Annotated in this window: 23 protein-coding genes; 7 read left to right on the top strand and 16 right to left on the bottom strand. The window is 39.7% G+C overall.

The window, feature by feature from the left end:
• Positions 1–4: 4 nt before the first annotated feature.
• The 7 genes from ACTJJH_RS02455 to ACTJJH_RS02425 form a co-directional block, all read right to left on the bottom strand.
• Positions 5–1,066 carry an HlyD family secretion protein gene (locus tag ACTJJH_RS02455; RefSeq protein WP_440600669.1) on the bottom strand — a complete coding sequence of 354 codons (1,062 nt, stop codon included), beginning with the start codon at positions 1,064–1,066 and terminating at the stop codon, positions 5–7.
• Between the two features lie 730 nt (positions 1,067–1,796).
• Positions 1,797–1,919 carry a hypothetical protein gene (locus tag ACTJJH_RS02450; RefSeq protein WP_000737387.1) on the bottom strand — a complete coding sequence of 41 codons (123 nt, stop codon included), beginning with the start codon at positions 1,917–1,919 and terminating at the stop codon, positions 1,797–1,799.
• 166 nt (positions 1,920–2,085) lie between these two features.
• Positions 2,086–3,480, bottom strand: coding sequence for a methylenetetrahydrofolate reductase C-terminal domain-containing protein (locus ACTJJH_RS02445; RefSeq protein ID WP_440600668.1), 1,395 nt, complete (start codon positions 3,478–3,480; stop codon positions 2,086–2,088).
• Positions 3,481–3,552: 72 nt separating this feature from the next.
• A complete protein-coding gene (ntrR, locus tag ACTJJH_RS02440; RefSeq protein ID WP_440600667.1) occupies positions 3,553–4,320 on the bottom strand; it encodes an ADPR responsive transcriptional repressor NtrR in 768 nt (255 codons plus the stop codon).
• Between the two features lie 60 nt (positions 4,321–4,380).
• A complete protein-coding gene (locus ACTJJH_RS02435) occupies positions 4,381–5,874 on the bottom strand; it encodes a nicotinate phosphoribosyltransferase (protein WP_440600666.1) in 1,494 nt (497 codons plus the stop codon).
• A gap of 11 nt (positions 5,875–5,885) precedes the next feature.
• Complete coding sequence (locus tag ACTJJH_RS02430) at positions 5,886–6,770, bottom strand: phosphoribosyltransferase family protein (RefSeq protein WP_440600665.1); 885 nt, start codon at positions 6,768–6,770, stop codon at positions 5,886–5,888.
• Positions 6,771–6,951: 181 nt separating this feature from the next.
• On the bottom strand, positions 6,952–7,755 hold the full coding sequence (locus tag ACTJJH_RS02425) for a sulfite exporter TauE/SafE family protein (protein ID WP_130172942.1): 804 nt from the start codon (positions 7,753–7,755) through the stop codon (positions 6,952–6,954).
• 97 nt (positions 7,756–7,852) lie between these two features.
• On the opposite strand from ACTJJH_RS02425, the gene ACTJJH_RS02420 reads away from it, so the two are divergent.
• Positions 7,853–8,641: an AraC family transcriptional regulator gene (locus tag ACTJJH_RS02420; RefSeq protein WP_262729164.1), complete on the top strand. Its 789-nt coding sequence runs from the start codon at positions 7,853–7,855 to the stop codon at positions 8,639–8,641.
• Here the strand turns inward: ACTJJH_RS02420 and ACTJJH_RS02415 are convergent.
• Genes ACTJJH_RS02415 through ACTJJH_RS02400 form a run of 4 tightly spaced genes read right to left on the bottom strand, consistent with a single transcriptional unit; the run spans position 8,636 to position 11,917 of the window.
• On the bottom strand, positions 8,636–9,127 hold the full coding sequence (locus ACTJJH_RS02415; RefSeq protein WP_262729165.1) for a GNAT family N-acetyltransferase: 492 nt from the start codon (positions 9,125–9,127) through the stop codon (positions 8,636–8,638). The genes ACTJJH_RS02420 and ACTJJH_RS02415 overlap by 6 nt on opposite strands.
• Positions 9,124–9,888, bottom strand: a complete 765-nt coding sequence (locus tag ACTJJH_RS02410; RefSeq protein WP_262729166.1) for an ABC transporter ATP-binding protein — start codon at positions 9,886–9,888, stop codon at positions 9,124–9,126. Before ACTJJH_RS02410 ends, ACTJJH_RS02415 begins: the two co-directional genes overlap by 4 nt.
• Positions 9,885–10,895 (bottom strand): FecCD family ABC transporter permease, encoded by a 1,011-nt coding sequence (locus tag ACTJJH_RS02405; RefSeq protein WP_440600664.1) that lies wholly within the window; start codon positions 10,893–10,895, stop codon positions 9,885–9,887. The genes ACTJJH_RS02410 and ACTJJH_RS02405 overlap by 4 nt, the downstream gene beginning before the upstream one ends.
• Positions 10,896–10,897: 2 nt before the next feature.
• Positions 10,898–11,917 (bottom strand): ABC transporter substrate-binding protein, encoded by a 1,020-nt coding sequence (locus ACTJJH_RS02400; RefSeq protein ID WP_262729169.1) that lies wholly within the window; start codon positions 11,915–11,917, stop codon positions 10,898–10,900.
• 324 nt (positions 11,918–12,241) lie between these two features.
• Between ACTJJH_RS02400 and ACTJJH_RS02395 the strand changes: the two genes are divergently transcribed.
• Complete coding sequence (locus ACTJJH_RS02395; protein ID WP_262729170.1) at positions 12,242–13,585, top strand: PepSY-associated TM helix domain-containing protein; 1,344 nt, start codon at positions 12,242–12,244, stop codon at positions 13,583–13,585.
• A gap of 116 nt (positions 13,586–13,701) precedes the next feature.
• Here the strand turns inward: ACTJJH_RS02395 and ACTJJH_RS02390 are convergent, their stop codons facing one another.
• The 4 genes from ACTJJH_RS02390 to ACTJJH_RS02375 form a co-directional block, all read right to left on the bottom strand.
• Positions 13,702–14,574, bottom strand: a complete 873-nt coding sequence (locus ACTJJH_RS02390) for an NAD(P)-dependent oxidoreductase (protein WP_262729173.1) — start codon at positions 14,572–14,574, stop codon at positions 13,702–13,704.
• Positions 14,574–15,950: an MFS transporter gene (locus tag ACTJJH_RS02385; RefSeq protein ID WP_032003681.1), complete on the bottom strand. Its 1,377-nt coding sequence runs from the start codon at positions 15,948–15,950 to the stop codon at positions 14,574–14,576. Before ACTJJH_RS02385 ends, ACTJJH_RS02390 begins: the two co-directional genes overlap by 1 nt.
• Before the next feature lie 33 nt (positions 15,951–15,983).
• Positions 15,984–16,955 (bottom strand): D-erythronate dehydrogenase, encoded by a 972-nt coding sequence (denD, locus tag ACTJJH_RS02380; protein ID WP_440600663.1) that lies wholly within the window; start codon positions 16,953–16,955, stop codon positions 15,984–15,986.
• Between the two features lie 213 nt (positions 16,956–17,168).
• Positions 17,169–18,104, bottom strand: a complete 936-nt coding sequence (locus tag ACTJJH_RS02375) for a LysR family transcriptional regulator (RefSeq protein WP_017392707.1) — start codon at positions 18,102–18,104, stop codon at positions 17,169–17,171.
• A 111-nt stretch (positions 18,105–18,215) separates the two neighbouring features.
• On the opposite strand from ACTJJH_RS02375, the gene ACTJJH_RS02370 reads away from it, so the two are divergent.
• The 3 genes from ACTJJH_RS02370 to ACTJJH_RS02360 all read left to right on the top strand — a co-directional run bounded on the left by ACTJJH_RS02370 (position 18,216) and on the right by ACTJJH_RS02360 (position 22,859).
• Positions 18,216–19,391, top strand: a complete 1,176-nt coding sequence (locus ACTJJH_RS02370; RefSeq protein WP_440600662.1) for a fumarylacetoacetate hydrolase family protein — start codon at positions 18,216–18,218, stop codon at positions 19,389–19,391.
• Between the two features lie 87 nt (positions 19,392–19,478).
• Entirely contained in the window at positions 19,479–21,266 is a 1,788-nt protein-coding gene (locus tag ACTJJH_RS02365; protein ID WP_440600661.1) for an IlvD/Edd family dehydratase, read from the top strand.
• A 15-nt stretch (positions 21,267–21,281) separates the two neighbouring features.
• Positions 21,282–22,859, top strand: a complete 1,578-nt coding sequence (locus ACTJJH_RS02360) for an aldehyde dehydrogenase (NADP(+)) (RefSeq protein ID WP_440600660.1) — start codon at positions 21,282–21,284, stop codon at positions 22,857–22,859.
• 81 nt (positions 22,860–22,940) lie between these two features.
• On the opposite strand, the gene ACTJJH_RS02355 is transcribed toward ACTJJH_RS02360, so the two are convergent.
• Entirely contained in the window at positions 22,941–23,561 is a 621-nt protein-coding gene (locus ACTJJH_RS02355; RefSeq protein WP_233732776.1) for a TetR/AcrR family transcriptional regulator, read from the bottom strand.
• A gap of 166 nt (positions 23,562–23,727) precedes the next feature.
• On the opposite strand from ACTJJH_RS02355, the gene ACTJJH_RS02350 reads away from it, so the two are divergent.
• Together ACTJJH_RS02350 and ACTJJH_RS02345 are read left to right on the top strand one after the other, a co-directional pair.
• Positions 23,728–25,305, top strand: coding sequence for an MFS transporter (locus ACTJJH_RS02350; protein ID WP_068563017.1), 1,578 nt, complete (start codon positions 23,728–23,730; stop codon positions 25,303–25,305).
• A complete protein-coding gene (locus ACTJJH_RS02345; protein ID WP_440600659.1) occupies positions 25,302–26,387 on the top strand; it encodes an HlyD family secretion protein in 1,086 nt (361 codons plus the stop codon). The genes ACTJJH_RS02350 and ACTJJH_RS02345 overlap by 4 nt, the downstream gene beginning before the upstream one ends.
• Positions 26,388–26,413: the final 26 nt, after the last annotated feature.

Here is a 26,413-nt window from a genome sequence, read left to right as displayed (position 1 = left end):
ATTATTAAGTTCTTAGGTCAACGGTGGCACTCACCGACATTCCAGGTTTTATCAAATCAATATGCGGGCTTGAATCTATGACAATACGCACAGGAATACGCTGAACAACCTTGTTAAAGTTGCCTGTGGCATTGTCTGGTGGCATAAGTGAGAAAGTCGCGCCTGAAGCTGGTGAAAAGCTTTCAATTTTTCCGCTATAGGTCAAGCTTGGGTAGGCATCAAGTTTTAATTCAACTTTCTGACCAATGTGCATTTTTTCAATTTGGGTTTCTTTGAAGTTGGCTTGTACATACAAACTGTTTTCAGGAATGATCGCCATTAAACGAGTTTGCGGAGAAACACGTGAACCTTTCTGGATTGCAAGGCTACCGATCTTACCGTTTACAGGGCTGACCACCTTTGATGAAGCCAAATCGACCTGATACAGGTTTAAGTTTGCATTGGCACTTTGAATATCCGCTAGAAGCTGCGCTCGACTCGCTTGTAAACTCCCCAACTGAGCTTCTGCGGCATTTACGGCGGCTTGCGCTTTGCTAAGTTGTGCCTGAGCCGTTAAATATTGAGATTGAATGCCTTCAAAGTTTTGTCGGGTAATCACGCCATCTTTTAGTAAATCTTGATAACGCTCGAACTCTTTTCTTAAACGAGTTAAGTCTGCTTGCGCTGCCACTACACCACTATTTGCTTCAATAATTGAAGAGCGAGCAGACTTTTCATTTTGCTGTTGTACACCAAGCGCCGCTTCTTTTAAGCTGACGACAGAACTCGCCTGATCATAACGAGCTTGGTAATCGCGGTGGTCTAATACCGCCAAAGTTTCCCCTTTTTTTACTACCTGATTATCGTTAATTAATAACTCTATTACTTCGCCCGAAATCTTTGGCATCACCCAAGTGACATCGGCTTGCACATAAGCATTATCAGTAGATTGATAGAAACGATATACAAAAAAATAATATAATATGCCAGCAAATAAAAATAACAGTAGGACACTAAAAACACCCCAAGTTATTTTCTTTCGGCTTTGGAAATTAGTATCAGTTTCTAGCTGAGCTACGTTATCCATATTCATTCCGCTTATTTGTAATATTCGATTTTTTATTTAAGCCAATAAAATTATTGGTTTCTTTTTTACGTAACTTTTCACTTGGTTTTATTCAATGAATCGTGACAGCGTAAAATTTGGTGCAAATTATGGTTCTTAAGTGAATTAAATATCATTGACCTATTTGCCAGATATTTTTTCTATTTATGTCAATAAAACATATTATATAAACTATATTAAAAAATTATGTAATTCTAATTTGTGGAGATTTTTGGTTAAAAAAATCTCAAAAAAACAAAGATAAGTATTTGTTAATAAATAATTTATAAGAATGGCAACAAATAGAGATATATGTTTGAATAGAGTGATTTATTTCACTAACATTAAGAATAAGTTTTATTGTGTAATCATTAAGTATTATTAATTAAAACAATATTTAATTTAAAAATGAGTTAACAATCAAAGTTGTTATACTTATAAATATAAAATATATATAAGTTATAAATATTATATTTTTCAAAAATAACAATATCCATAAAACAAATAAACGATATTTTTGATAAATAAGCCATCCTGATGACTAAAATAACTTATATTTTCCAGATAAAAATAATTTCAAATTCTTTATTTAAAAGCCGAACAAACCTTTAAAAATAGTGGTTTAAGTGATCTTTTACTTATATAAACCCTTAAAAATTTCTTATAAAGTTATTCCAAATGAAAACCCACTCATTGAGTGGGCTTTTTATTACTAACCGTTTTGCCTGAGGTGATCTTGGAACTCTTGGTCGTGTATTTTGTTGTAATTAACAGGGTCGTAAACGCATCCAGTTAAAACAACAATTACAGTAAGTACAGCAACCAATTTTTTCATTGAGACAGCCTTTCCTTTAACGCAAAAGATTTGCTTTAATTATACTCCTAGGTGATCACTTTGATTGGACATAATTAAGGCAATCGATTGTTATTTTTAAATTATTGCCGTGCTTTAGCCTATCATTGATTTTTTAACAAATTCAAATCACGGGTTAGTACAGAACTTAAGCTTCTGTTGCTAAATACCAGTTTTTCCAAGAACTGGTCCCTCTCGTTTCAAGTGGTACCGTTGGAATCAATTTCTCTTTTAGTATTTCAGTTTGTGCAACTGCTTTTGCAAGTCTTGCTTTGACTGAGTGAATACATTCACGGTCACCAAATTCACAGCGGTCTAAAGTTGTTCCGCCACAGGGCCCATTGGCTAAACCTTTTGGACACGTTTCAGGGCAAATATATAAAGTGTCACCTAAACGGCACTGACCACAGCTTTCACAGCCCACTAAGCTATGTTTACTAAGCACTTCTGTTTTAAGTAGGAGTTTGGCGACCAAAGTATTTTCCCAAAATGACGCTTTAAAAATAAAACGTCCAAATCCTTTGGCAATTTTTGATCCAAACATTGCTTCATGCATAACATGTAGCTGGCGATATTTAATTAATTGTTTAGATGATGGCTGACGTGAAAAACGAGTAATTTCAGGCGAAAACTCTTTGCCTGTCGTGACTTGCCAAAGTGAATTCCAAAGCTCTTCTAAGGCTTCAAGCTCCAGATGTCTGTATTGCTCAATGTAGCTCTCAAGCAGCATTTGCTCTTCTGGTTTATGGCAGGCAGATAAATGAATTCCTGCAAATCCTAAATGTTTACATATCAAAATCTGTAAAGCACAGCGTAAATAAACGTGGTCGGTATGCCCTGCCTGTTTTTCATCTGCCAAGACTTTTAGCATGTGGGGAGTAATTACAATACCCGCGACTTTATGCTTCACCATAAAATTGGCACGACCCAAAGTCAGTGGCATGACACAAGCCAGTATTTGCTGCGAATAAGCATGCTGCGTTAAAAATGATTTGGCTTGTTTTAAAGCTTCAATGTCATAACCCAATTGGGTAATGATAAAGTCAGCGCCTGCTTTAATTTTCTTATGTAGTTTTAAATACTGTGCGTCACGCTCAGCTTCGACATATTTAAATGGGTTAAAAGCAACTCCAATACGAAACCCACCATGTTCTTTGGCAGCCATTACGGCGTTTACCGACTCTAGATAACGACTACGAGGCTGCCCATCTCGTCCATTATGATGTTCTTTAAGTTTATCGCCTGTCAGCAATAACAAGTTTTGAATATTGGCTGTTTGAGCTTGCTCTAAAAGTTGCTCGAAGTCTTGTATGTCTCGGGCCTTACCTGAAAAGTGTAAGACTTTATCGATTGAGTCAGGGTAACTTTTGCTGGCTTCAAGCGGTGCAATATCATGATCTGAATGTACGCGATCTGCCAATGTCATTGCAGCCGGATATCCCGCAAACTCATGTTTCACAGGATAAATTTCATGCAGTGAAGTGAGATATTCCACCAACACAAAAAACTGGTTTTGCTGGAAGCAGGGAGAAACGTGTGACATAGGCAAAGTGCTGATCAAAACATGACATCAATCATAAGCGCGGCATTATAAATCAAAGTGCATCAAGATGCGCTAGTCAGAAAGCTCATTGTTTTGCTTATCTTTACCCTCTTTGTTTCTAGGTAATTCGAGTGAGCGCGGAAATATAAAATCAAAAGAATCAAGTGCATAGCGGTAAAGCTGAGCTGGTCGTTTGCCCACAATTTTACTTTGACTAGTTTCTTCAACTGCACCCGCTTCTATCATACGGCGTCTAAACGCTTTTTTATCTAAGGATTGCCCAAGAATAATTTCATAAATGGTTTGTAGCTCAGTCAGCGTAAATAATTCAGGCATAAGACTTGCTGGCAATGCGGTATAGCGGGTTTTATTGGTGAGACGCTCTAATGCCAAGCTGAGCAATTCATTATGATCAAACGCCAATGCTAATTCTTGTGCTTTTGTCACTGGCACCCATTCACTGTATTCAGCCAATGCTTGATGTTGATAGGCATTAAAATCAATTAATGCAAAATACAAAATAGTCACAGCCCAGCCACGCGGGTCACGTTTGGCATTGCCGACAGAGGCAACTTGTTCCAAATAAGGTGAACTAATTCCTGTTTTTTCGACAAGCTTACGATATGCAGTAGCCATCAAGTCTTGGTCTTGGGTTAAATCGGCGAAACCGCCAGGTAAAGCCCATTGGTTTTTAGCTGGAAAGTTGGGCCGCTTAATGAGTAGTACCTGCAACTGACCATTAAAAAGCGAGAAAATAGCCATATCGACCGTGAGTAAAGGTGCGTCATAATCTCGGCGATCATAACTGGCAAGGAATTCTTGTTCAGTTTGAATAGTCACGTTCAGTCTCTCAATGAAAATGATGAGCCGATATTCATGCAACGGCTCATCTAAACTCAGTTATGCGATGGATAAACGCTCACGTATTTGATCCAAAGTACACTCATATTGAAGTTTACCATTTTCAAAGACTGTTTTAAGTGCTCCACCTTGTTCTTGTTCGACTGTTTGCTCATCAAACAAGGTAAAACCATTTTCACTTTCTTCGATGCGTAAAAGACCTTTCGCAGATTTTTTTACACCTGAGTCAGTAATTGGGTCTTTAAACAACTCACGGCCTACCCCATTCACTTGTCCCCAAGTCGCTTTCACAGCAAATCCAAAAGTATCGCGAGTTAAGTAGTTATAGGTAAAACTGCCAATCCCAAACACCAAGTTGTTTGAAGCAAAACCTTTGGCTTCAAGGCCTTCTAAAATACGCTGCGCACGCTCTAGAGTAATCGAGTCGCCGTAAATTAAACCAACACGTTCATTCAGTACTTTATAGCCTTGGTCAGTCGTTGTACCGCCAAACACTTCCCATAAACATTCAACTGCGCCTTTGTAGGCTGGGCTGCCGACTTCGGCATCTGGGTCACCACAAATAATTTTAACTGGGTCACCAGAGTCTGGTCGGAAAACCAATTTGGCCAAGCCTAAAGCATTAGGTTGTCTTGCCAGAATTTCAGGTTTTAAAGCCACCGTAAATTCTGTAATGACTCGCCAAAAGTCCCAAGTATCAGACACAATACTGACAACACCCGACGGATAAAGTTCGCAAATTAAACGCTTAAAGGTTTCTAGCTCACTGTTTTCTGTACCCATACACATCACACTGTGTTCGGTCGCTGGTACAGATACCCCAATCACTCCTGTAGCATTGTAATATTCTTCTGCGTAGTCAATTGAAGCAACCGAGTCTGTTCCAATAAAACTAGTTAAGTGTCCCACACCAGACTGAGCAGCATCATAAATTCCGCTCATACCACGGCTACTAAAATCGTGTCCTTGCACAGGTACAAAATCGAGTGGTGCGCCAGTTTTTACGGCATATTGAGTTAATAAGCGTTTGTACTCGTAGGCAATCGTTGCTGTAGTACAGCTTTTCCAAAGCTCAGCACTTAACACCGTTTCAATATAGTTAGTTAACCAAAAGAAACGCGGGTCGGTATTAATTACGGTGAGCACAGGTACACGCATATCGACACGGCTGCCTTCTGGCAATGCTTTAATGCGTAAAGGTAAATAGCCCAAGTCGTGTAATGCTTCAATGTGATCAACCGGTACAGCACCTTCACCTAATGAACTATCCATACGACGTTTATATGCAGCCACCACTTTATCTTTAGGTTGTTTAAAAAAGCCTTCATTCCATGTATCAATTAAAAAGTGTTTGATAAAACCCTGAAGACCAAAGAACACAACTTTATCGTCAAAGTCAGGTAGCATTTTTGCGAGTCGAGATGAACGCGGTGTAAAGTTTGCGTACACATACTCTGTGCCTGCTGGATACTGACGTCTGTGATCAGCTTTATAAAAATCGATAGCATTTAATGGATTCAATTTAATAGTCATCTTTATTCTCTTTATTTTGCTGCAAAAGCAATTACTGAAATTTTGTCTGTTGCTTGTTGTGGAAAGCTGTCCGAGGTAAATAGTTGGTCAAGCAGCCCATCAAAAACCTCTATTCCTTTACTAAAAATACCGTGGGTCACATATAGAACGACCTTAGTGCAATTGAGACGACGGAGTTCTTTGGCAATACCAATAAAGGTTGCACCGCCGTCACAAATATCATCGGTAATGACCGCTGTTAGACCCGATAAATCAGTCGCATGTACATGCGTACCTAAAATTTTGCCAGTCACTGGATCACGTTTTTTATCACACTGAACAACAGTGATTGGTTGTTTGCGCTCCAGATTAAAAGCATCTGCAACCATTTGTGTGCGTGCTTTTGCGCCTTTGTCTGGGCAAATCAGTACTGTTTTTTCATCTTTTAACAGAGTGCTTAGCGCTTTACTCTTAGCAATGATGTCGACTGAACTGACATTTACAACTTCGCTAAAAGAAGTATTTGCAGCAAGCAAGGCTGTAGTTACTTCACTATGACAGTCCCAAACAGTGATTTTGCCTTGTTTGCCCGCTTTTTTGTCGGCATTGATGTTGAGTAACTTGGTCATCACATCGAGTGAGAACGCTTGGCCTACTGCACAAATACGGTCCTGACGGGCGTATGGAAAATATGGAATTTCTAAGTCAATGGTTAAGCCTTGATTTAGCAATATATTTTCAAGTAACAAATAGTCCATCACATCATGACTTGAGGTCATTTTGGCGCGAACCAATACGTTGCCAGATAGTGAGTTCAATGTTTTCTCATCAATTTGAACATGACGCTCGCCACCAGAAAACTGCGTGAATTTCACTGGAATTTCATTTCTTGCCGCATCTAAAAGCTGGATAGCCATATCATTCTCTTTTTGTCTGATGACCTTCGATGAATATATAGTGGCATAAAGCCACTATATATTTCAAGTCTAATTTTTAAACTTTTTCCAACGCCCTTTAAGACATAAAATTTGCAGTTTTAGAGCATTTAGTGATTCGATATTTCAGAGAAATTATTCTTCAATTAATTGAAATAAAAAATTAATTTACAAAAAGCATGACGAGTAGAACTATTATTAAAAGTAGCGGATACAACTTTGCCCGCCATAAATCAGGTAGTTTTGAAATAAATTTTTCTGAAAAATATAGCCCGATCCATGTCCCTGCAACCAAAAATAATGCAGCTTCAAACCAGATTAGGCCGATAAATTCGTTGGGTGTAGATTGCCAAAGTGACAATACACAATAGGTCAGTGTTGCAGTTAAAGACAAAGGCAGCGTGAGAATGTTTGCAATAGCCGCAGCTTCTGCCATAGAACTACCCCGCCGTCTTAATAACGGAACCGTCATTACACTGCCACCCACACCTAAAAGTGCTGCAACCCAACCAATAATTCCCCCTTTAACGAGTTCACTATTTTGTCTATAGTTTTGCTTTTGCACTGATGTCACCATAAAGCCTGGTCGGTAATAACAATCAATAATCGTTATGAACACATAGCTCATAAATATCCAGCGAAGCCAATTTCCATTAAACAATGAGGCCATTACCGCACCAACAATTCCACCAAATGCGATACCACCCCATAAAAAGCGGATTTGTTGCCAATCTATATGTCCAGAACGATAGTGTCGAAAGGTTGCAAAACTTGCCGAGCAGAGCATGACAAAAGCTGATGTAGCTACGGCGATTTGCATGGCATGTATGCCGACACTACTTTCATTGCTCCACTTTTGAATAATGACTGTATAAAGCAAAGGTACAGCAACAAATCCGCCGCCAAAACCAAATAACCAAGTGGTTATGCCTGACAGTAGTCCAAATAAAAATAGCTCATATAGCATCATCATCTTCCTCACGTTTATAGAGGCATGATATAAAATAGACCTATGGCAAACTAACGTATAAAAGCCATCTTTTTATTTATTTCAGCCAAAAAATATGCGTAATATTCCAATTAACGATGTAGACCATCTACCTCAAGCGGTTCTAGCGTTAGGATCGGACTATCCTGCTGATACTTTATTAGATACGCATAGCCATCGCCGTGCTCAGTTCTTATATGCACCCGAAGGCTTGATGAAAGTTGAAACTGAAGATGGACAATGGCTTGTGTTACCGTACAGCGGTGTATGGATACCCGCAGGCAAACCACATCGGGTACGGCTATCTAAAGTCAGTACTTATAGTTTGTACATAGAAGCGAATAGTGCACCAAGACAGGCAACATATTGCGAGGTTATACAAGTCTCGCCTTTGTTACATCAATTGCTCATTCAGGCAAATCAGCTACCTGTTGACTACCAACGTGCAGACCGTGATGGTGCTCTTATCGATTTATTGTTATATGAATTAGAAGCTGCTCCAGCCCTACCTCTGTTTATTCCTCTGCCTCACAACACATTACTATCTAAACAGTGTGCTGAGTTTATGCAGCATCCTGATATTCATAGCAGCCCTAAAGATTGGGCACATAACCACAATAAAAGTGAACGAACTTTTCATCGTTGGTTTAAGTCTGAAACTGGCTTGTCCTTTCAAACTTGGCGTAATCGAGTCTGCATTATTTATGCTTTAAATGCCTTAAAAGAGAATATCTCAATTACGGAAATTGCCTTTAGTTTGGGCTATGAACACTCGGCAGCTTTTACAGCAATGTTCAGTAAAATTATGGGTTATCCACCTACCCATTTTCAAAAAAGATTTCATACGCATGATAAAGCGCTATAAAGCTTTACTCATGTGAATGGTGTCATACGTATCGATCCATTCCCGTTGAATAACCTCAAAACCTTGTAAAGTCCAAAACTCTTCAGCCGCAGGCAAAAATGGATGAGTGTGCAAATACAAAGTGGTAATTTCATTCTTTTGTGCATGGCTAAACAACATTTTACATAGCATGGTTGCGATGCCATTGCGGCGGTATTCAGGCAATACAAACAACTTAACCACTTCCACTGTCTTAGATGGCAAATTTAAATCAAAACGATGGTCATACGCCCGATATGCAATAGTGCCAATAATACGGTTTTTATCTTTTACCGTAATAAAGCAACCTAATGGATCATTAACATAATATTGCTCAAAATTTTGTAAATCTTTAGGAATTTGCCCATGATAAATTTCTGGAAATAAGAGCTGCCTTGTATAAAGCGCAAACTCTACCGCAGGCTCATAGTCTGTTTTTCCAACCACCTGATAATTCAACATATTCATAGCCACGAATGATCAGGAATAACAATAGTTTTGTCTTGAATCATGGCTTCATGAAACTCGACATCATAGACACTTTTTAAAAACTTCGGATCGGTTATACGAGTTTTAGATTCAGGCTTAACTACTTCGTGTTGGCGCATAAAAAACAAATGATCTGCAAATAAAAAAGCTAAATTGGGATCATGCATAATCGCAATCACCGTAAAATTTTGCCGCGACAACTGACGCAATTTTTTCATTAAGTAAGATTGATAATAAACATCGAGATGATTGGTTGGTTCATCAAGCAAAATGACTTTCGGGGCTTGCACTAGAATACGGGCAATCATAACCAATTGCCTTTCGCCCCCCGACAACTCGGTATAAGGGCGATCGCGTAAATGCTCAATATCTAAATCAAGCAAAGCTTGGTCTACACGTTCCCAGTCTGATTTTGAAGGTCTATATCTGCTAAAAGCGGAACGTCCCGTAATCACCACATCTTTAACCAAAAATGGAAATACGGTTTTATGAAACTGCGGTAAAAAACCGAGTAAGGCTGCCCGATCTTTCCCTTTAAAGTCTGATAGTGGTTTTCCAGAGTAAAGAATCAAGCCATCTTTTACAGGTTCTAGGCCCGCCATCAATTTAAAAAGTGTCGATTTACCACAGCCATTACGCCCTAAAATCACAGAAAACTGATTTTCAGGAAACTCCAGATGAATATTTTTAAGAACCTGTTTGTGCCCATAGGCATAATTTAACTGATCAATTTGAATCATGCCCAATGAGTCCTCTGTGTTTTCATTAATAATAAGAAAAATGGCGCGCCAAGTAGCATGGTAAAAATACCGATCGGTATTTCAAACGTAAGTAAAACCCGAGAAAAGTTATCAATCATGAGTAGAAAACTACCGCCCAAAATCATATTGGCAGGAATACTGTAGCGGTGATCTGGCCCAACCAACATTCTCACAATATGCGGCATAAAGAGCCCATATAGACTAATAATACCTGCCGCAGCCACAGAAGTTGACGTACATACTGTGACCAGAGCAATTAAAAGCAGTTGTTCCCACCTTGGGTTAACACCCACAGCCTGTGCTTCTTCGGCACCGAGTGCCATTAAGTTTAATCGCCAACGCATCGCAAATAATCCGGCAAGGCCAATACAGATTGGTAGCACGGCGTATTGAACCTTTTGCCAAGACGCCTGATGTAAGTTGCCCATGGTCCATTGCACGATCGCTTGTAATTTAAATGGATCACTTAAATATTGAATAATTGTAAGTCCTGCCAAAAACAGTCCCGAAACAATCATGCCCGATAAAATTACCATGACTAAAGACGTCTGGCTTTCATGTTTTTGATGCGCAAATAAATATGTTAAGCCAACGGCGCACACACCAAAAATAAAGGCTGATAGATTTGGCGAAAGCCAACTTAAAGAAAGTGCCAAAGCTGCACCAAACGCGGCACCGGATGAAATACCCAGCACATAAGAATCGACCAAGGGATTACGAAACAAGGCCTGCAAGCCATTACCCGCGGTTGCTAATGCGGCTCCCACCATAAAGGTCAGTAAAATTCTGGGCAGCCTGACATTTACTAAAATGTTTTGCATCAGACTAAATTGCTCAGCATCAAAATATGGCGTACCAAACACCGCTTGCACACCCCACAGCATATAATCCCATGCACTCAATGTTTGAGTTGGCCCTATGAGCAACGAGATAAAAATCATCACGAACGGTAACGGGTAAAACCAATAATATTTCAGCTTTTCCATATTCATTGCACCAATGCTTTGGCAAGGTGCTCACCATACAACTTAGTTAAAATACGCTGTTGTAAAGCACTTACTGGTAAATCAGACTGTTCAGGATAAATACTATGATTCAAATAAATCGCCGTAATAATGATTTTGATGGTGTGTGGGTTATATATAAATGCAGGACTCAAATTAAATACCTTTCGGTTTTGCACAGCACTTAAACCCTGTAATTCTTTTCGTTCATAAATTAGTTGGGGGTTGGTATTCCAAAGCACAATATTGTCGGGGTTCCATTCAATTAAAGTCTCGGGATTTACATTGGGTTGATTAGCAGCGGTCTGAACAATATTGTAAGCACCCGCTAGCTCAATAAAATCATTGGTAATCGACTGACGTCCCGAGGTAGAAAAAATTCGTCCACCAGACCAAGCATAGTAAATCGATTGTTTATTTGGCTGACGTGCCGTTTTGGCTGCAACCTCCGCCACAATTTCATCAGAGAAATTTAAAATTTCCTGAGCTCGCTTTTGGGCTCCGCTCAGAATAGCAATTCCAGAAAGTTCTTCTTTCACTTGTTTGTAGGTGCCTGACTCCATGACATATACGGCAATGCCAAACTGCCGTAACAGTTCAATTGTTTGGGTCTGCCCGCTTCCTACAATTACCAGATCAGGTTTTAACAGTACTAGACTTTCAATATTGGTTGCATTTGCCCCTTGTGAAGGCGTAGCAAGCTGTTTATTGGCAATACGTTGATCTATTTTTGAGTAGGCATTAAATAATAAAGGTTGGATGTATACTTCGGCCGGGATGCCAATCACTTTGTGGCCTTGCCCTAGCATATATAAGCCATCTAAACCTGACTCAAACAGAGAAACAATTCTTTGGGCAGGCTTGGCTACACAGACTTTTGTATTTGTACTATCAAAAACGCATATTGAATGATAGGTTGAGTTTTCTTGAGTTTTTCTATTTTGTTCAGATGAAGAACATCCACATAGAATGAGTAAAGTAAGTAATGAAGCGAATAACTTCATTATGGCACCTCATGCACAAATAGAGTGCGTAATAAAAAGATGCGTTTATTTGGTGCATTTTTCATGTGAAAAACACACCATAAGAGAGCAAGATGGCTTGAAACATAAGCTATAGAATTATCAAATAAAGTTTGGTAGATAAGATCTTAAATACTAAGCAAAAAAAGCGCCAATTTTACCAAGCAATAAAAACTGTCTAATTATTAGGCTAAGCCCTCTACCTAAGCGCTATTCAAATAATTTAATAGCGCTTACAACTCAATCAACATCGATAGAAATAAATCGCTATAATCCGCCCCAACACCTGATAGACACTCTTTTCTGATGCTGACTCAATCATCCTTCTGGCGTAGTCTTTACCGTTTAATCCATATTTATGCTGGTATTTTTATTGCACCATTTATCTTGTTTGCTGCAATTACCGGTTTACTCTATGCAATTACGCCTCAACTAGAACAAGCCATTTATAAAGATGTTCTATATGTTGAGCCACTAGATCAAACACCACATAAGCTGAGCCAGCAAATTGAAGCCGCAAAGCAAGTAATGCCTAAGTCTGCACAGGTAATTGAAGTTAGACCAGCCCCAAGCACTGACCAGACAACCCGTGTCATTTTTTCAGATCCTATCCACGATTTTACAAGTGAAGCCGTTTTTATTGATCCTTTTACACTTAAAGCCAAAGGCCATCTAGCGGTTTATGGTACCAGTGGGGTTCTACCGTTTCGAACTACGCTCGACCAGATACACAGCAATTTATTACTCGGAAAATGGGGGCGCTTTTATAGTGAACTTGCTGCAAGCTGGTTAGCAATTTTGACTTTAACTGGACTTTATAATTGGTGGAAACGCCGTCAAAATCTTAAAATCAGACAAACACAAAAAAATAAATTACTAAGATGCCATAGCACGCTGGGTTTAACTTTATTTCCTCTCTTATTAATAATCGCCATTACGGGTCTTACGTGGTCCGAGTGGGCTGGAGATAATATTCGAGTTGCTCGTCAATGGCTTAATTGGCAAACTCCAACATTAGCAACTTCTCTTCAAACAGATAATTTACCTACAGTGATGCACCATGAACATCACGAAATGCCACACAGTGAAAACCTTAATTTAAATATTATCTCTACTGAGTACGATACTGCTCTTTCAATCGCCAGAGCACATGGGATTGACGCGGCACAAATACAAATCAAACCACCCACCAGTGGCAATCAAGCTTGGACGATAGCCGAGATTCAGCGTAAATGGCCAACTCAAGCAGACAGTATCGCAATTGATATGGAACAACATAAAGTCATCGATCAACTTGCTTTTAAAGACTATTCACTGGTGGCAAAGCTCACTCGTTGGGGAGTTGATGCGCATATTGGTATTTTATTTGGCTGGATAAATCAATTGGTACTGGCACTTTATGCTTTCGTGCTGTGCATTATGATTATTTATGCATATAGGGCTGCGTTTAAAAACTCAAACTTAAAGCACATGACAACTCACTTTGTTGGGCAAAGCTTATTGATTTGGAACCGTGCAACTGGCTCACAAAAAATAGGGTTAATATTGGTGGGTCTCGTATTAGGGCTAAGCTTACCTGTTTTTGGTTTCAGTATTTTATTTACGCTATTTATCTTTGCTATGCGTAAATATATTCCGTCTAAATCGTAAATAAAATTTCAATAACCACTAATTATTTTTCTTATTACAAAATCTAAGCATCAACCATAAAAAAAGCGGTACTTGATTATGTCTATTCATCAAGTACCGCTAAATTTAAAGCAATTTCACACTGGGTTCATTCGCTCAAGTTCACGGATTAAACCAGAATGATCAAGTTCACCGTCTCCGGCAGCAAGCATATTTTCAAATAATTGGCTGACTTGTTGGGCAACCGGTAAATTCAATTCTAGTGATTTAGCATAGCTAACGGCTGTATGAATATCTTTATGCTGGTTTCGAGCAGTACCTCCCGGTTTAAAATTTCGACTTAACATACGCTCGCCATGTTGCTGTAAAATTGGAGAATCTGCAAAACCTCCTGTGAGTGCTTGTTTGAGCTTAATAGGGTCGGCACCGGCTTTACTAGCAAGCAATAAGCCCTCGCTTACAGTTGCAATTGTGGTTGCTACAATCATTTGATTTACAAGTTTTGCGAGCATTCCACAGCCAGCCCCGCCCACTAAAATTGGGCGTCCCATTGCACTTAAAATAGTTTCAGCCTGTGAAAATGTTTTAGCGTCACCGCCTACCATAATAGCAAGACTTGCATTTTGGGCGCCTTTTTCTCCACCAGAAACAGGAGCATCTAAATATCTAAGTCCTCGTTCTCTACATTTGTCACCTTGTACTTTTGCAACTTCAACGGGTATCGAACTCATGACAATAACCGTACTTTCAGGTTTTAACTGAGAGATTGCACCCTGTTCTTTAAACAGGATTTCATCACAGGTTTTTCCATCGCTGAGCATACAAATCAGAAATTCTACATCTTTTCCGACTTGTTCAAGGTCAGAGCAAACTTGGGCTCCAGCTTCTTTTAAACTGTCTGCTTTAGATAAAGTTCTATTCCAAACCTTAATTTGATGACCTGCCTTGAGTAAATTCATAGCCATCGGCATGCCCATAATGCCTGTACCCACAAATCCGATGGTCGCCATTATTTCATCTCCGTAGCAGTTCGAACTTTAAGTTGCTGCTGTTCTACTTTTAAGCTATTCGATTTTAACTTTGCTAATAGCAACAGTCCTAAGCCGCCCATCGCTACAAAGCCTGCAATCGCAAGGAATGCCACTGTATAAGTGCCTGTAGTGGTATATAAATATCCAGTTAAATATGGACCAGTAAAACCACTTAAATTACCTACCGAGTTAATCAATCCAATTCCGGCTGCGGCACCCACACCTGTTAGAGTTTGCCCAGGAATGGTCCAGAAAATGTTAATTGCGCTAAATACACCAATCGCAAGAAGAATAAAGCCGACAATAATGGCCCAAGGCTGATTCACAATAAGTGCAATCGCAATAGCTAACGCCGCCATAAGTGCAGCACAAGCACCGTGTTTATAACGTTCTTGTTTACGGTCAGAACGGCGGCTCCATAAAACCATCCCAACAGCTGCAAATGCATATGGAATTGCGGTGAGTAAGCCATTTTGAATAAGGCTAATTTGCATACCAAATGTGTTACGGAATGACTCTAAAACACTTGGTAAGAAGAAGAACATTGCATTTGAACCGGAAGTAATACCAAAATAAACAACTGCCATAATCCAAACCAAAGGATTTTTAAACACTTGTTTAATGAGTTCACCTTTAGTTAAAGCAGCATCGGCAGATTGCTCTTTTTCTCTTTCTTCACGTTCAAGCGTATTCATAAGCCATTGACGCTGCTCAGCTGTTAACCACTCTGCTTCTTTTGGGTTATTGGTTAAATATTTAAGACAGATTAATCCTAAAATAATGGAAGGGATCCCTTCTAGCACATACATCAAACGCCAGCCTTCATAGCCAATGGTATTACCCCATTGCATGAGCCCGACTGAAATTGGTGCTCCAATAATTTGAGCAATTGGCAATCCAAGATAAAACGTGGCAAAAACACGGGCACGATATTTTGCAGGAAACCATAAGGTTAAATAAAAGATCACACCGGGAAAGAAACCTGCTTCAGCAATACCGAGTAAAAACCGTAAAACAATAAACTGCGTACCGCTATGAATAAAACCCATGAGTGCGGCAATGATTCCCCAAGTAATCATGATTCGAGCAATCCAGATTCGCGCTCCAAACCGATGAAGCAAGATATTACTCGGCACTTCTGCAATAAAATAACCTAGAAAAAATACACCTGCACCTAAACCAAAAATGGTTTGAGTAATTCCAAGTGCATCATTCATATGTAACGCAGCAAAACCAATATTGGTTCTGTCTAGGAATGCCATAATGAATAGAATGATGAGAAACGGGATAATTCTGTTCGAAATACGTTTGATTGTCTGCTCTTCGAGAGCAGTTACATTTTTGATATCTTCCATAATAACTCTCACATCAACTGGCGATCACTGCCATTAATTTTGGGTATCTTCTATATGTGCCTGAATCACGCTTTCAAAGTTTTTATCTGCTCGGAAACCTAAAGATTCGGCATATTCAGCTTTCACCTGAACAGGCCAACTTTGAACAATACGTTGAATGGCTTTGTCTTCTTGCCATTGCACCAAATCAGTTGCTTGTTTGCCCGCAACTTTTTCAAGCGCCTCAAGCATTTCTTTAACCGTGACTGTTAATCCGGGTAACGGAATAATTCGGTTATCTTGAAGTACTTCTGAAGAAATTGATGCCGCTTTAATCATTGATTCAACACAACGTCGCGGTGAAGTAACAAAGACTGGAGTATCTGACTGGACTGGGCAAATGGCCGTTTCGCCTTTTAATGGTTCTCGGATGATTGAGCTAAAAAATGTCGATGCCGCTTTATTAGGTTTACCAGGACGAACCACAATAGTCGGTAGTCTTAAAATACGGCCATCAATAAAGCCTTTTCTTGAGTAATCCGAGACCAGCAATTCTCCTACTGCTTTTTGCATGCCGTAAGAAGACTTTGGTGTAACCACTGTCTCATCTGTCACAACCTCTGGTAATTGGCCACCAAATACAGCACAGCCACTAGCAAAAATAACTCGAGGCGTGGTTTGTTTCTTTCTTAATTCTTCTAATAAATTTAAGAGTCCATACAAATTAACATCCATACCTAAATCAAAATCAGCCTCGGCTGCCGAGCTCACTACAGCAGCCAAATGCCAAACGACATCAATATTTTCTGTAATATGAGCAACTGTAGTTTTATCGGTAATATCACCGACAATCACTTCAATTCTCGGATCTTGTGGCACATCATCGCCAGCAAATGCATCAAACAGAATAATTTTATCGATGGATTGAGGTTTATTGTCATCTAAAGTCAAACTGCCAGCTTTTAAAATCTCTTTAGCAATTTGTTTTCCAATAAAACCTGTTCCACCAGTGATTAGCACATTCATACAGAGGTCCTTTCCTAGTTTTTATTCACTTAAAAACTTTTGTAATTGTCGTGAATTAAACGATAAGGAGTCCCTGTAATAATTTCCAATGAATAATTTCTAAATATTGATAACTTTTTAATATCAATTTTATGTTTATAAATTTACTCAATAAAGCAAGTTATCTTTCAACTTGAAAACCTCAAACCGCTCCATGGCTTGAGGCTGAATACTTTATTTACGTTTCGCATTTTTAAGTAAGATATTAATAAATGCTGCTGCAATATCAGAAACTGGTTCATCTTTACGCGTCAAAATTCCATAATCCTGCGCATCTAAAATTAGATCTGTTTCTAAAATCTGCAATTGCCCTTCTTTTACCTGATCGATCACCATGGCTTCGGGCAACATTCCTACCATAGGCGCACCTTTTAATATCTGCAAAAAGGTCTGCATCGACATGGTATTGACTGTATTTAAGGGAATTTTAACTTTAGCTCGGGCAAATGCGCCTTCCATACGTTGTCGAATTGGCGTGCCTTTAGGATAAAGTACCCACGGCCAATTTAATAATTCTTCTAATGTACAAAACTTTTTCTTGGCACATGGATGAGCATTATTAACAACAATGCAAAACGGCTCCGGGCCTAAAGGTTGGAAATCAAAAAACTGGCTTTGCGTCACATCAGTAAAACGGCCAATAGCTAAATCTAAAGTGTGTTCACTTAGCATTTCCATTAAATGGTCACTGGTTTGCTCAACAACATCGATAGAAAGTAACGGCCACTGTTTTTTAATCTCAATAATTGAGTTTGGAATCACCACAGCGGTTGCAGCAAAAATACCGCCTACTTTTAAAAAACCGTGACCACCTAATCGTAAAATTTCAATGTCTTCGACAAAATGCTTTGCATCATTTAACACACGCTGCGCATATCGAATTACATGCTCACCCAAGGCTGTTACTGGCATATTTCGGGGTAACCGTTCAAAAACAGGAAAGCCCAGTAATCCTTCTATTTCCTTTAGCATTTTACTCACCGCAGGCTGACTTAGGTTCATCTGCTCGGCGGCCAAATGCATGTTATTGGTTCTCGCCAAAGTTTCCAACAAAACCAAATGTTTGAATTTCAACCAATTATTTAAGCTTGTGTAAGTCAAATCAGCCATTTTGAAAAATCCTTTTCGATAACTTTTCGTTATTAATAATTAAATTATTGCGATTGGTGTTTATTAAATAAGAAACATATCATGATTTCAAATAAAAGAAGGATGCTTTAAATGAAGTTTACGTTAAATTCCCAGAACTCATTACCAGACGACGCTACCCAAGGATGTTTAATTGGTCGCGCGTGGATTCCAAATCAAATTTCCGGTCCATCTCCAATTCTTTTAAAAGGTGATCAGGTTTTTGATATTTCTGAAAAGTTCCACACTATTTCCCAGTTACTTGAGAGTTCAGATCCTTTAAAAGCTTTAGCTGAAATTGAAGGAAAATTAGTTGGCTCAATTGATGAGTTGTTTGCCAATACAGTCGCCGAGCCAGATACAAACAAGGCATATTTTTTAGCCCCTATTGACCTGCAAGTGATTAAAGCAGCTGGTGTCACCTTTGCAGCAAGCATGTTAGAGCGTGTGATTGAAGAACAAGCGGGCGGCGATGCACAAAAAGCTCAATCAATCCGTGAAGTGGTACAAGGGGTAATTGGCGATAATTTAAAAACAATTGAACCCGGTTCTGAAAAAGCGCTGCAACTCAAAGAATATTTAATTGAACAAAAAATGTGGTCTCAATATCTTGAGGTGGGTATTGGTACCGACGCTGAAATTTTTACCAAAGCACCTGTTTTAGCAGCTGTGGGAACGGGTCAAAATATTGGTATTCACCCAAAGTCTGAGTGGAATAATCCAGAACCGGAAGTCGTATTAGTTGCAAATAGTCACGGTAAGATTTTAGGTGCGACTTTAGGTAACGATGTTAATTTACGAGACTTTGAAGGTCGTAGTGCCCTACTGTTGAGTAAAGCAAAAGATAACAACGCATCTTGTGCAATTGGTCCATTTATTCGTCTTTTTGACTCTACCTTTAGTTTAAATGATATCCGCGCTTGTGATGTTGAACTGCAAATTCAGGGTACAGATAACTTTGTGCTCAATGGCATTAGTTCTATGTCTCAAATTAGTCGTGATCCCGAAGATTTAATTCAACAAACGCTGAATGAAAATCACCAATATCCAGATGGTTTTGTTTTGTTTTTGGGTACTTTATTTGCGCCTACCCAAGACCGTGAACAAGCTGGTGCAGGCTTTACCCATAAAGTCGGTGATGTCGTTCGTATCCATTCACCAAAGCTCGGCACTTTATACAACACGGTCATGACCAGTGATAAAGCGATGCCGTGGAATTTTGGCATAAATGCTTTGATGCACAATTTAAAACAACGCGAATTACTATAAATTTCACGTATTATCAACCGGTTCAATCGTAATATTCATCACTTGAAAAATTAAATTGCTGAGCGAGATCAGTAGAAGGATCTAAAAATGAATGATCAAGATAAACGGATTTTTTTACGCAGCCAAGAATGGTTTGATGATCCTACACATGCTGACATGACAGCACTCTATGTCGAGCGTTACATGAATTATGGGTTGACCCGCGCCGAGCTACAATCGGGCCGCCCTATTATTGGTATCGCACAAACAGGTAGTGATTTAACTCCATGTAACCGTCACCACAAAGAACTTGCTGAACGGGTTAAAGCAGGCATTCGTGATGCTGGCGGCATCCCGATGGAGTTTCCTGTTCACCCGATTGCTGAACAGTCTCGCCGACCTACTGCTGCACTTGACCGCAACTTAGCCTATCTAGGTTTAGTTGAAATCTTACATGGTTATCCACTTGATGGCGTGGTGCTAACCACAGGTTGTGATAAAACAACACCTGCTTGTTTAATGGCAGCCGCAACAGCAGATATACCAGCAATCGTGTTATCTGGTGGGCCAATGTTAGATGGTCATTTTAAAGGTGAGTTAATTGGCTCAGGTACGGTACTTTGGCATGCAAGAAATTTACTTGCCACAGGTGAAATCGACTATGAAGGCTTCATGGAAATGACCACTTCCGCCTCACCTTCAGTCGGTCATTGCAACACCATGGGTACTGCACTTTCTATGAATGCTTTGGCAGAAGCGTTGGGTATGTCTTTACCGACATGTGCAAGCATTCCAGCGCCTTATCGCGAACGTGGGCAAATGGCCTATATGACTGGAAAAAGGATATGTGAAATGGTTTTAGAAGATTTACGTCCATCTAAAGTCATGAACAAACAATCATTTGAAAATGCCATTGCAGTAGCCTCAGCATTAGGCGCATCAAGTAACTGCCCTCCTCATTTAATTGCAATTGCTCGTCATATGGGTATTGAGCTGAGTTTAGAAGACTGGCAAAACGTTGGAGAAAATATTCCACTTATTGTGAATTGCATGCCTGCGGGTAAATATTTGGGTGAAGGCTTTCACCGTGCTGGCGGTGTTCCTGCTGTTTTACATGAATTACAAAAAGCGGGCGTTTTACATGAAGACTGTGCATCAGTCAGCGGTAAAACAATTGGGGAAATTGCTAAAAATGCAAAAACTTCAAATGCAGATGTCATTTTCCCATATGAACAACCATTAAAACATGGTGCGGGTTTTATTGTGTTGAGTGGCAATTTCTTTGACAGTGCAATTATGAAAATGTCTGTTGTTGGTGAGGCATTTAAGAAAACCTATTTATCTGACCCAAATAGTGAAAATAGCTTTGAAGCACGTGCAATCGTTTTTGAAGGACCAGAGGATTACCACTCACGAATTAATGATCCAGCCTTAGATATTGATGAACATTGTATTTTAGTCATTCGAGGCGCTGGAACAGTTGGTTATCCGGGCAGTGCCGAAGTCGTCAATATGGCTCCTCCAGCGGAATTAATTAAAAAAGGTATTGATTCACTGCCTTGCTTAGGAGATGGCCGTCAAAGCGGTACATCTGCCAGCCCGTCTATTTTAAATATGTCACCCGAAGCGGCGGTAGGCGGCGGCATTGCTTTATTAAAAACCAATGATCGTTTGCGCATTGATCTCAATAAACGTTCTGTGAACGTACTTATTTCAGACGAAGAGTTAGAAAAACGCCGTCAGGAATGGAAACCAACTGTCTCTACATCTCAAACGCCTTGGCAAGAAATGTATCGCAACATGGTGGGCCAATTATCAACAGGTGGCTGTTTAGAGCCTGCAACGTTATACATGCGTGTGATCAATCAAAATAACCTGCCACGGCATTCTCATTAATTTCAGGATTCTATTATGACCATTATCGGACACAACTTTATTGGCGGTTCACGTAGTGCACAAGGTACAACCTTATTAAAAAGTATTCATGCTACGACTGGTGAGGCTCTACCTTATGAGTTTCACCATGCAACTGAACAAGAGGTGAATCAAGCCTGTGAAGCTGCAAATCAAGCTTTTAAGACTTATCGTCATACATCACCTGAACAGCGTGCTACTTTTTTAGAAAATATTGCTGATGAACTCGATGCATTAGGTACAGATTTTCTTGAAATTGTCTCACAGGAAACGGCTTTACCGCTTGCACGTTTGCAAGGTGAACGTGGCCGTACCAGTGGACAAATGCGCCTGTTTGCCAAAGTGTTACGCCGTGGCGACTTTTTAGGTGCCTGTATTGATACCGCTTTACCTGAGCGTCAGCCTTTACCACGCCCAGACCTGCGCCAGATTAAAATCGGTGTTGGCCCTGTGGCAGTCTTTGGGGCAAGTAACTTTCCTTTAGCATTCTCAACTGCGGGTGGTGACACTGCTTCGGCACTCGCTGCTGGTTGTTCAGTGGTAGTCAAAGCGCATAGTGGGCATATGGCGACAGCGGATTTTGTAGCTCAGGCAATCGAACGTGCAGTAGAAAAATCAAATATGCCTAAAGGCGTATTTAACATGATCTATGGTAATGGTGTGGGTGAGCCACTAGTGAAACATCCTTTAATACAGGCTGTAGGTTTTACAGGTTCACTTCGTGGTGGACGAGCTTTATGTGACATGGCCGCAGCCCGTCCACAGCCAATTCCGGTATTTGCTGAAATGAGCAGCATTAACCCGATGCTGATGTTGCCAGAAGCATTAAAAAACCGTGGTGAAAAAATTACACAGGATTTGGCAGATTCAGTGGTTTTAGGCTGTGGTCAGTTCTGTACCAATCCGGGTTTAATTTTAGGTATTAAATCAGCTGAATTTAGCCAGCTCATTAACAACCTGACTGAAATTATGGGCGCTAAGCCTGCGCAAACCATGCTCAATGCCGGCACCTTAAAAAGTTATACCGCTGGTCTTGAGTATTTAACTGAGCATCAAGGTATTAAGCATTTGGCAGGTCAAACCCAACAAGGCAATCAGGCGCAGCCGCAACTGTTTAAAGCGGATGTTGAGTTGTTACTGGCAGGTGACCAACTTCTGCAAGAAGAAATCTTTGGGCCAACTACAGTCATCATTGAAGTTGAAGATAAAGCCCAACTCATTCAGGCACTACAAAGCATGAATGGACAACTGACTGCGACTTTAATTGCCGATGAAGCTGACTTAAGCGAGTTTGCAGATGTGGTCCCTGTGCTAGAGGAAAAAGCAGGTCGATTACTTATAAACGGTTACCCAACCGGTGTTGAGGTGTGTGATGCGATGGTGCACGGCGGGCCATATCCAGCCACTTCAGATGCAAGAGGCACCTCAGTTGGAACCTTGGCCATTGACCGTTACTTAAGACCTGTGTGTTATCAAAACTATCCGCAGAGTTTATTGCCGGAGGCTTTAAAAGATAGCAATCCATTGCAAATTTTAAGATTGGTGAATGGTGAGATGACCAGAGAAGCGATCTAATCAATTTAAAAAAGAGACCACAAAATGGTCTCTTTTTAATTTCTACATCCAGAGCTTATAGATAAAATAAAATCCCCTAAATTAACTTGGTTTGTAATTGATATTTTTTAAAAACAAATCAACCGCATACTCAACCCAAGTACTAATTTCATTCTCTGATATTAAATAATCAGGATGCGTCAAACATTTTAGATGAGCATCACTTCTTAATAACGATAAAAATATATTCGCAGCAACTTCTGAAGAAGAGCTTAATTCAATTTCGCCCTGTCTAATGGATTTTTCTAGATATCCTGCAATGATATTTGCCAGACGCTGTGGACCCAATTCAAAGAATTTTTCAGATAACTCAGGGAATCTTACCGCTTCTGCAATACAAACCCTAAAAAAAGCCAAGCCTGAATGCGATAATATAAAACACAGATAGGTCTTCCCAATTTCAGTTAGTGCTGAGCGTAAATTGTCGGCTTTTGTTTCAACTAAAATAATTTGTTTTTGCATGTTAGTACATTGACGTTCAATCACCGCTGCAAACATCGCTTCTTTATTCTTATAGCAACCATACATCGTTGCTTTTGAAACCCCCGCTTCCTTTTGAATCATGTCTGTCGTTGTTCCACTAAAGCCGTGGATCAAAAAAAACTTTGTTGCTGCATCCAGAATTTTTTGATCTTTTTCATGAGCTTTCGTTAAACCAGACATATTGACCTTATAAAAATTTTAGCGATTTCGTTCTAAGTGTAACTCATCGAAAAGTTCAAAATCGAGAATTGACGGAAATTTAATTAAAGAGTAGAGTACCGATCGGTACAGTACAGTAAATATCTACTCCGTGCAATGAATTGATGTTTAAGATTTAAGGTAAAAGATGAATACAAAGCCACTCATCGGTTTAGCAGGTGCAATATTTGCTGCAATGACTGTTGAATTTAATAACCGAATTACCAGCATTACTTTAGTCGACATTCGAGGTGCAATGGGCATTAGTGTCGACTCGGGTTATTGGGTTAACAGTATTTACGCAAGTGCAATGATTATTGGAATGATCCTGTCTACGAGTTGGGCAGTCATTTTTTCTATGCGCAGAGTTCTTCTTTTTGCTATAGGACTTTGCCTTTTTTCTAGCGTTTTAATTCCTTTTAGTCCAAATATCGAAATCTTTTATCTATTACGTGGCTTACAAGGCCTCGCCAATGGTTTAACCATTCCTTTACTCATGGCCTGTGCGCTTAGATTTTTAGGACCTGATATTCGACTATGGGGATTAGCCTGCTATGCATTAACTGCGACGTTCTTTCCCAACTTAAGTGCCGCACTCTCTGCGTTTTATTTAGATGTGGTTGGTTGGAAAATGATATTTTTCCAAACCATTCCGTTTTGTGCGCTAAGCGCTGCACTGGTTTATTTTGGGATTCCCCAAGATCCATTGAATTATTCAAGAATAAAAACTTACGATTGGATGGGTGCCATTTTAGCGATTATTAGCTTAGCGAGCCTGAGCACCATGTTATTGCATGGCAACCATTTAGACTGGTTCCATTCTCAATTAATTTGTGTATTAGCCTTAATTAGTGCAATAACTTTACCTTGGTTTTTCATACATGAATGGCGATATCCAAGCCCATTAATTAAACCGCAAATGCTCGAAATCCGAAATTTTGCTTATGCTGTTTTCGCACTCTTTTGCTTTGTCATTATTGGTATGTCTACCAGTACATTACCACTCAATTACTTAAGTGCTGTACATGGCTATAAACCCACTCAGACTATGTGGATTGGCTTACAAATTGCGGCATTGCAATTTATCTATATTCCTATTGTTGTTAAGCTTCTAAATCAAGCTTGGGTGGATAGCAGATACGTACACGGGTTTGGTTTACTTCTGGTCATTGCGGGTTGCCTAGGTGCAAGTCAACTTGATACCACATGGAATCAAGACCAATTTTATTTTTGGCATGCAATCTCATGTCTGGGCCAAACCTGTGTCGTGCTCTCGCTCTTAATGATGGGTACAAACAGTGTTCACCCAACCATGGCAATTTATGCATCCCCTATGATTAATACCCCGCGTGCTATTAGCGGTGTACTGGGTGTGTGTATTTTAGACTGGGTCAATCGAGTTCGCGGTGAATACCATTCAACACGACTGATTGAAAATACTGCTCAACATGTTTTCCAAAATATTCAAGGCCCTGTTATTAACCCACTTACTCCACCTGTGCTCACCGCAAATGGTGCAGATCGTGTTTCAGGTGGTTTATCTGCCCTAAATTCTGCGATTCAAGCGCAACAATCAGTTTTAGTTATTAGCGATCAATATCTCATCTTAGCTGGCCTTACCGCTATTTTGTTCATCGTGATGTTGATTTTGCCAGTTCGAACTTATCCGCCACGTATTGCTCTCATTAAGTTAATGAATAGTCATAACTCAGGAAAATCTTTATGAGTACTCTCGAAGCCCAAGACACCACCCATACCGAACCGCCCAAGTTAACCAAGGTGCAATTTCTCAAAAAGCATTGGGTTATGGCTATTGCGTTTATTATTGTCTTAGCATCTATTTTGTGGGTTTTAAAACTTATATTTTTACCCTCTTCGGTTGTTGAAACAGACGATGCACGTGTAGATGTAGAGTACTCAACTATTGCCCCTAAGGTATCTGGCAATATTGAGGAAATTTATATTAAAGATCACCAGACCGTAAAAAAAGGCCAACTTTTAGCGCGGATTGATGCACGTGATTATCAAGCTGCTTTGGCTGAAGCTGAATCTAATTATGCAAAAGCAAGAGCTGACCTGAGTGAAGCAATGCTCGCAGTGGATAGACAACCCACTATTATTCGAGAAACTGAAGCACAGCTAAGAAAAGTAGAAGCTGGAATTAAGCTCACAAAAGACAATACGGCGCGTTATGAGCAACTACAAGCACTTGGAGCGGAATCTAGATTAATTACCCAGCAGTCTAAGACTACATTGACTGAACAATATGCTGACTTAGACAGCAGTAAAGAAAAAGTGATTGATGCACAGTATCAGCTCAACCAATACAAGATTCAGGTACAAGCCAAACAAGCTGCTCTTAAACAAGCGCAAGCGGCGCTTGATAAAGCAAAACTGAATTTGAGCTATACAGAGGTTCGTGCACCTATTGATGGCATGATTGGTCAAAAGTCAGCTAATGTAGGTAACTTTGTGAGTGCTGGTAATCCACTCATGGTGGTTGTTCCTTTAGATCAGGTTTATGTAGAAGCCAACTTCCGTGAAATTGAGTTAAAAAAGATCAAGATCGGACAACCAGTTAATGTCTATGTAGATGCTTATAATGTTGAATTAAAAGGTGTGGTAGATAGCTTCTCTCCTTCAACTGGCGCATTTTTCTCTCCGATCTCGGCGACCAATGCAACAGGTAACTTTACCAAGATTGTTCAGCGCCTTCCTTTACGAATTAAACTTATTGAAAATCAAAAAGACGTTAAATTATTACGCCCAGGTTTATCGGTTTTAGTCTCTATTGATACGACTAAATAGTTCGTCTAGATCTTGGAATATGAGAA

This window comes from Acinetobacter sp. 22301, from assembly GCF_052045285.1.
Classification (GTDB): Bacteria; Pseudomonadota; Gammaproteobacteria; order Pseudomonadales; family Moraxellaceae; genus Acinetobacter; species Acinetobacter pittii.
This window is presented reverse-complemented; position numbering and strand designations above follow the sequence as displayed.

Excerpts from the sequence above, each read along its gene's own strand:
- ACTJJH_RS02385 (WP_032003681.1), bottom strand. The coding sequence starts at position 15,950 with ATGGAAGATATCAAAAATGTAACTGCTCTCGAAGAGCAGACAATCAAA.
- ACTJJH_RS02415 (WP_262729165.1), bottom strand. The coding sequence starts at position 9,127 with ATGAATATGTTGAATTATCAGGTGGTTGGAAAAACAGACTATGAGCCT.
- ACTJJH_RS02355 (WP_233732776.1), bottom strand. The coding sequence starts at position 23,561 with ATGTCTGGTTTAACGAAAGCTCATGAAAAAGATCAAAAAATTCTGGAT.
- ACTJJH_RS02390 (WP_262729173.1), bottom strand. The coding sequence starts at position 14,574 with ATGGCGACCATCGGATTTGTGGGTACAGGCATTATGGGCATGCCGATG.
- ACTJJH_RS02375 (WP_017392707.1), bottom strand. The coding sequence starts at position 18,104 with ATGGCTGATTTGACTTACACAAGCTTAAATAATTGGTTGAAATTCAAA.
- ACTJJH_RS02395 (WP_262729170.1), top strand. The coding sequence starts at position 12,242 with ATGCTGACTCAATCATCCTTCTGGCGTAGTCTTTACCGTTTAATCCAT.
- ACTJJH_RS02420 (WP_262729164.1), top strand. The coding sequence starts at position 7,853 with ATGCGTAATATTCCAATTAACGATGTAGACCATCTACCTCAAGCGGTT.
- ACTJJH_RS02430 (WP_440600665.1), bottom strand. The coding sequence starts at position 6,770 with ATGGCTATCCAGCTTTTAGATGCGGCAAGAAATGAAATTCCAGTGAAA.
- ACTJJH_RS02345 (WP_440600659.1), top strand. The coding sequence starts at position 25,302 with ATGAGTACTCTCGAAGCCCAAGACACCACCCATACCGAACCGCCCAAG.
- ACTJJH_RS02400 (WP_262729169.1), bottom strand. The coding sequence starts at position 11,917 with ATGAAGTTATTCGCTTCATTACTTACTTTACTCATTCTATGTGGATGT.
- ACTJJH_RS02365 (WP_440600661.1), top strand. The coding sequence starts at position 19,479 with ATGAATGATCAAGATAAACGGATTTTTTTACGCAGCCAAGAATGGTTT.
- ACTJJH_RS02405 (WP_440600664.1), bottom strand. The coding sequence starts at position 10,895 with ATGGAAAAGCTGAAATATTATTGGTTTTACCCGTTACCGTTCGTGATG.
- ACTJJH_RS02455 (WP_440600669.1), bottom strand. The coding sequence starts at position 1,066 with ATGGATAACGTAGCTCAGCTAGAAACTGATACTAATTTCCAAAGCCGA.
- ACTJJH_RS02425 (WP_130172942.1), bottom strand. The coding sequence starts at position 7,755 with ATGCTATATGAGCTATTTTTATTTGGACTACTGTCAGGCATAACCACT.
- ACTJJH_RS02410 (WP_262729166.1), bottom strand. The coding sequence starts at position 9,888 with ATGATTCAAATTGATCAGTTAAATTATGCCTATGGGCACAAACAGGTT.
- ACTJJH_RS02370 (WP_440600662.1), top strand. The coding sequence starts at position 18,216 with ATGAAGTTTACGTTAAATTCCCAGAACTCATTACCAGACGACGCTACC.
- ACTJJH_RS02350 (WP_068563017.1), top strand. The coding sequence starts at position 23,728 with ATGAATACAAAGCCACTCATCGGTTTAGCAGGTGCAATATTTGCTGCA.
- denD (WP_440600663.1), bottom strand. The coding sequence starts at position 16,955 with ATGAATGTGCTAATCACTGGTGGAACAGGTTTTATTGGAAAACAAATT.
- ACTJJH_RS02360 (WP_440600660.1), top strand. The coding sequence starts at position 21,282 with ATGACCATTATCGGACACAACTTTATTGGCGGTTCACGTAGTGCACAA.
- ACTJJH_RS02445 (WP_440600668.1), bottom strand. The coding sequence starts at position 3,480 with ATGTCACACGTTTCTCCCTGCTTCCAGCAAAACCAGTTTTTTGTGTTG.
- ACTJJH_RS02435 (WP_440600666.1), bottom strand. The coding sequence starts at position 5,874 with ATGACTATTAAATTGAATCCATTAAATGCTATCGATTTTTATAAAGCT.
- ACTJJH_RS02450 (WP_000737387.1), bottom strand. The coding sequence starts at position 1,919 with ATGAAAAAATTGGTTGCTGTACTTACTGTAATTGTTGTTTTAACTGGA.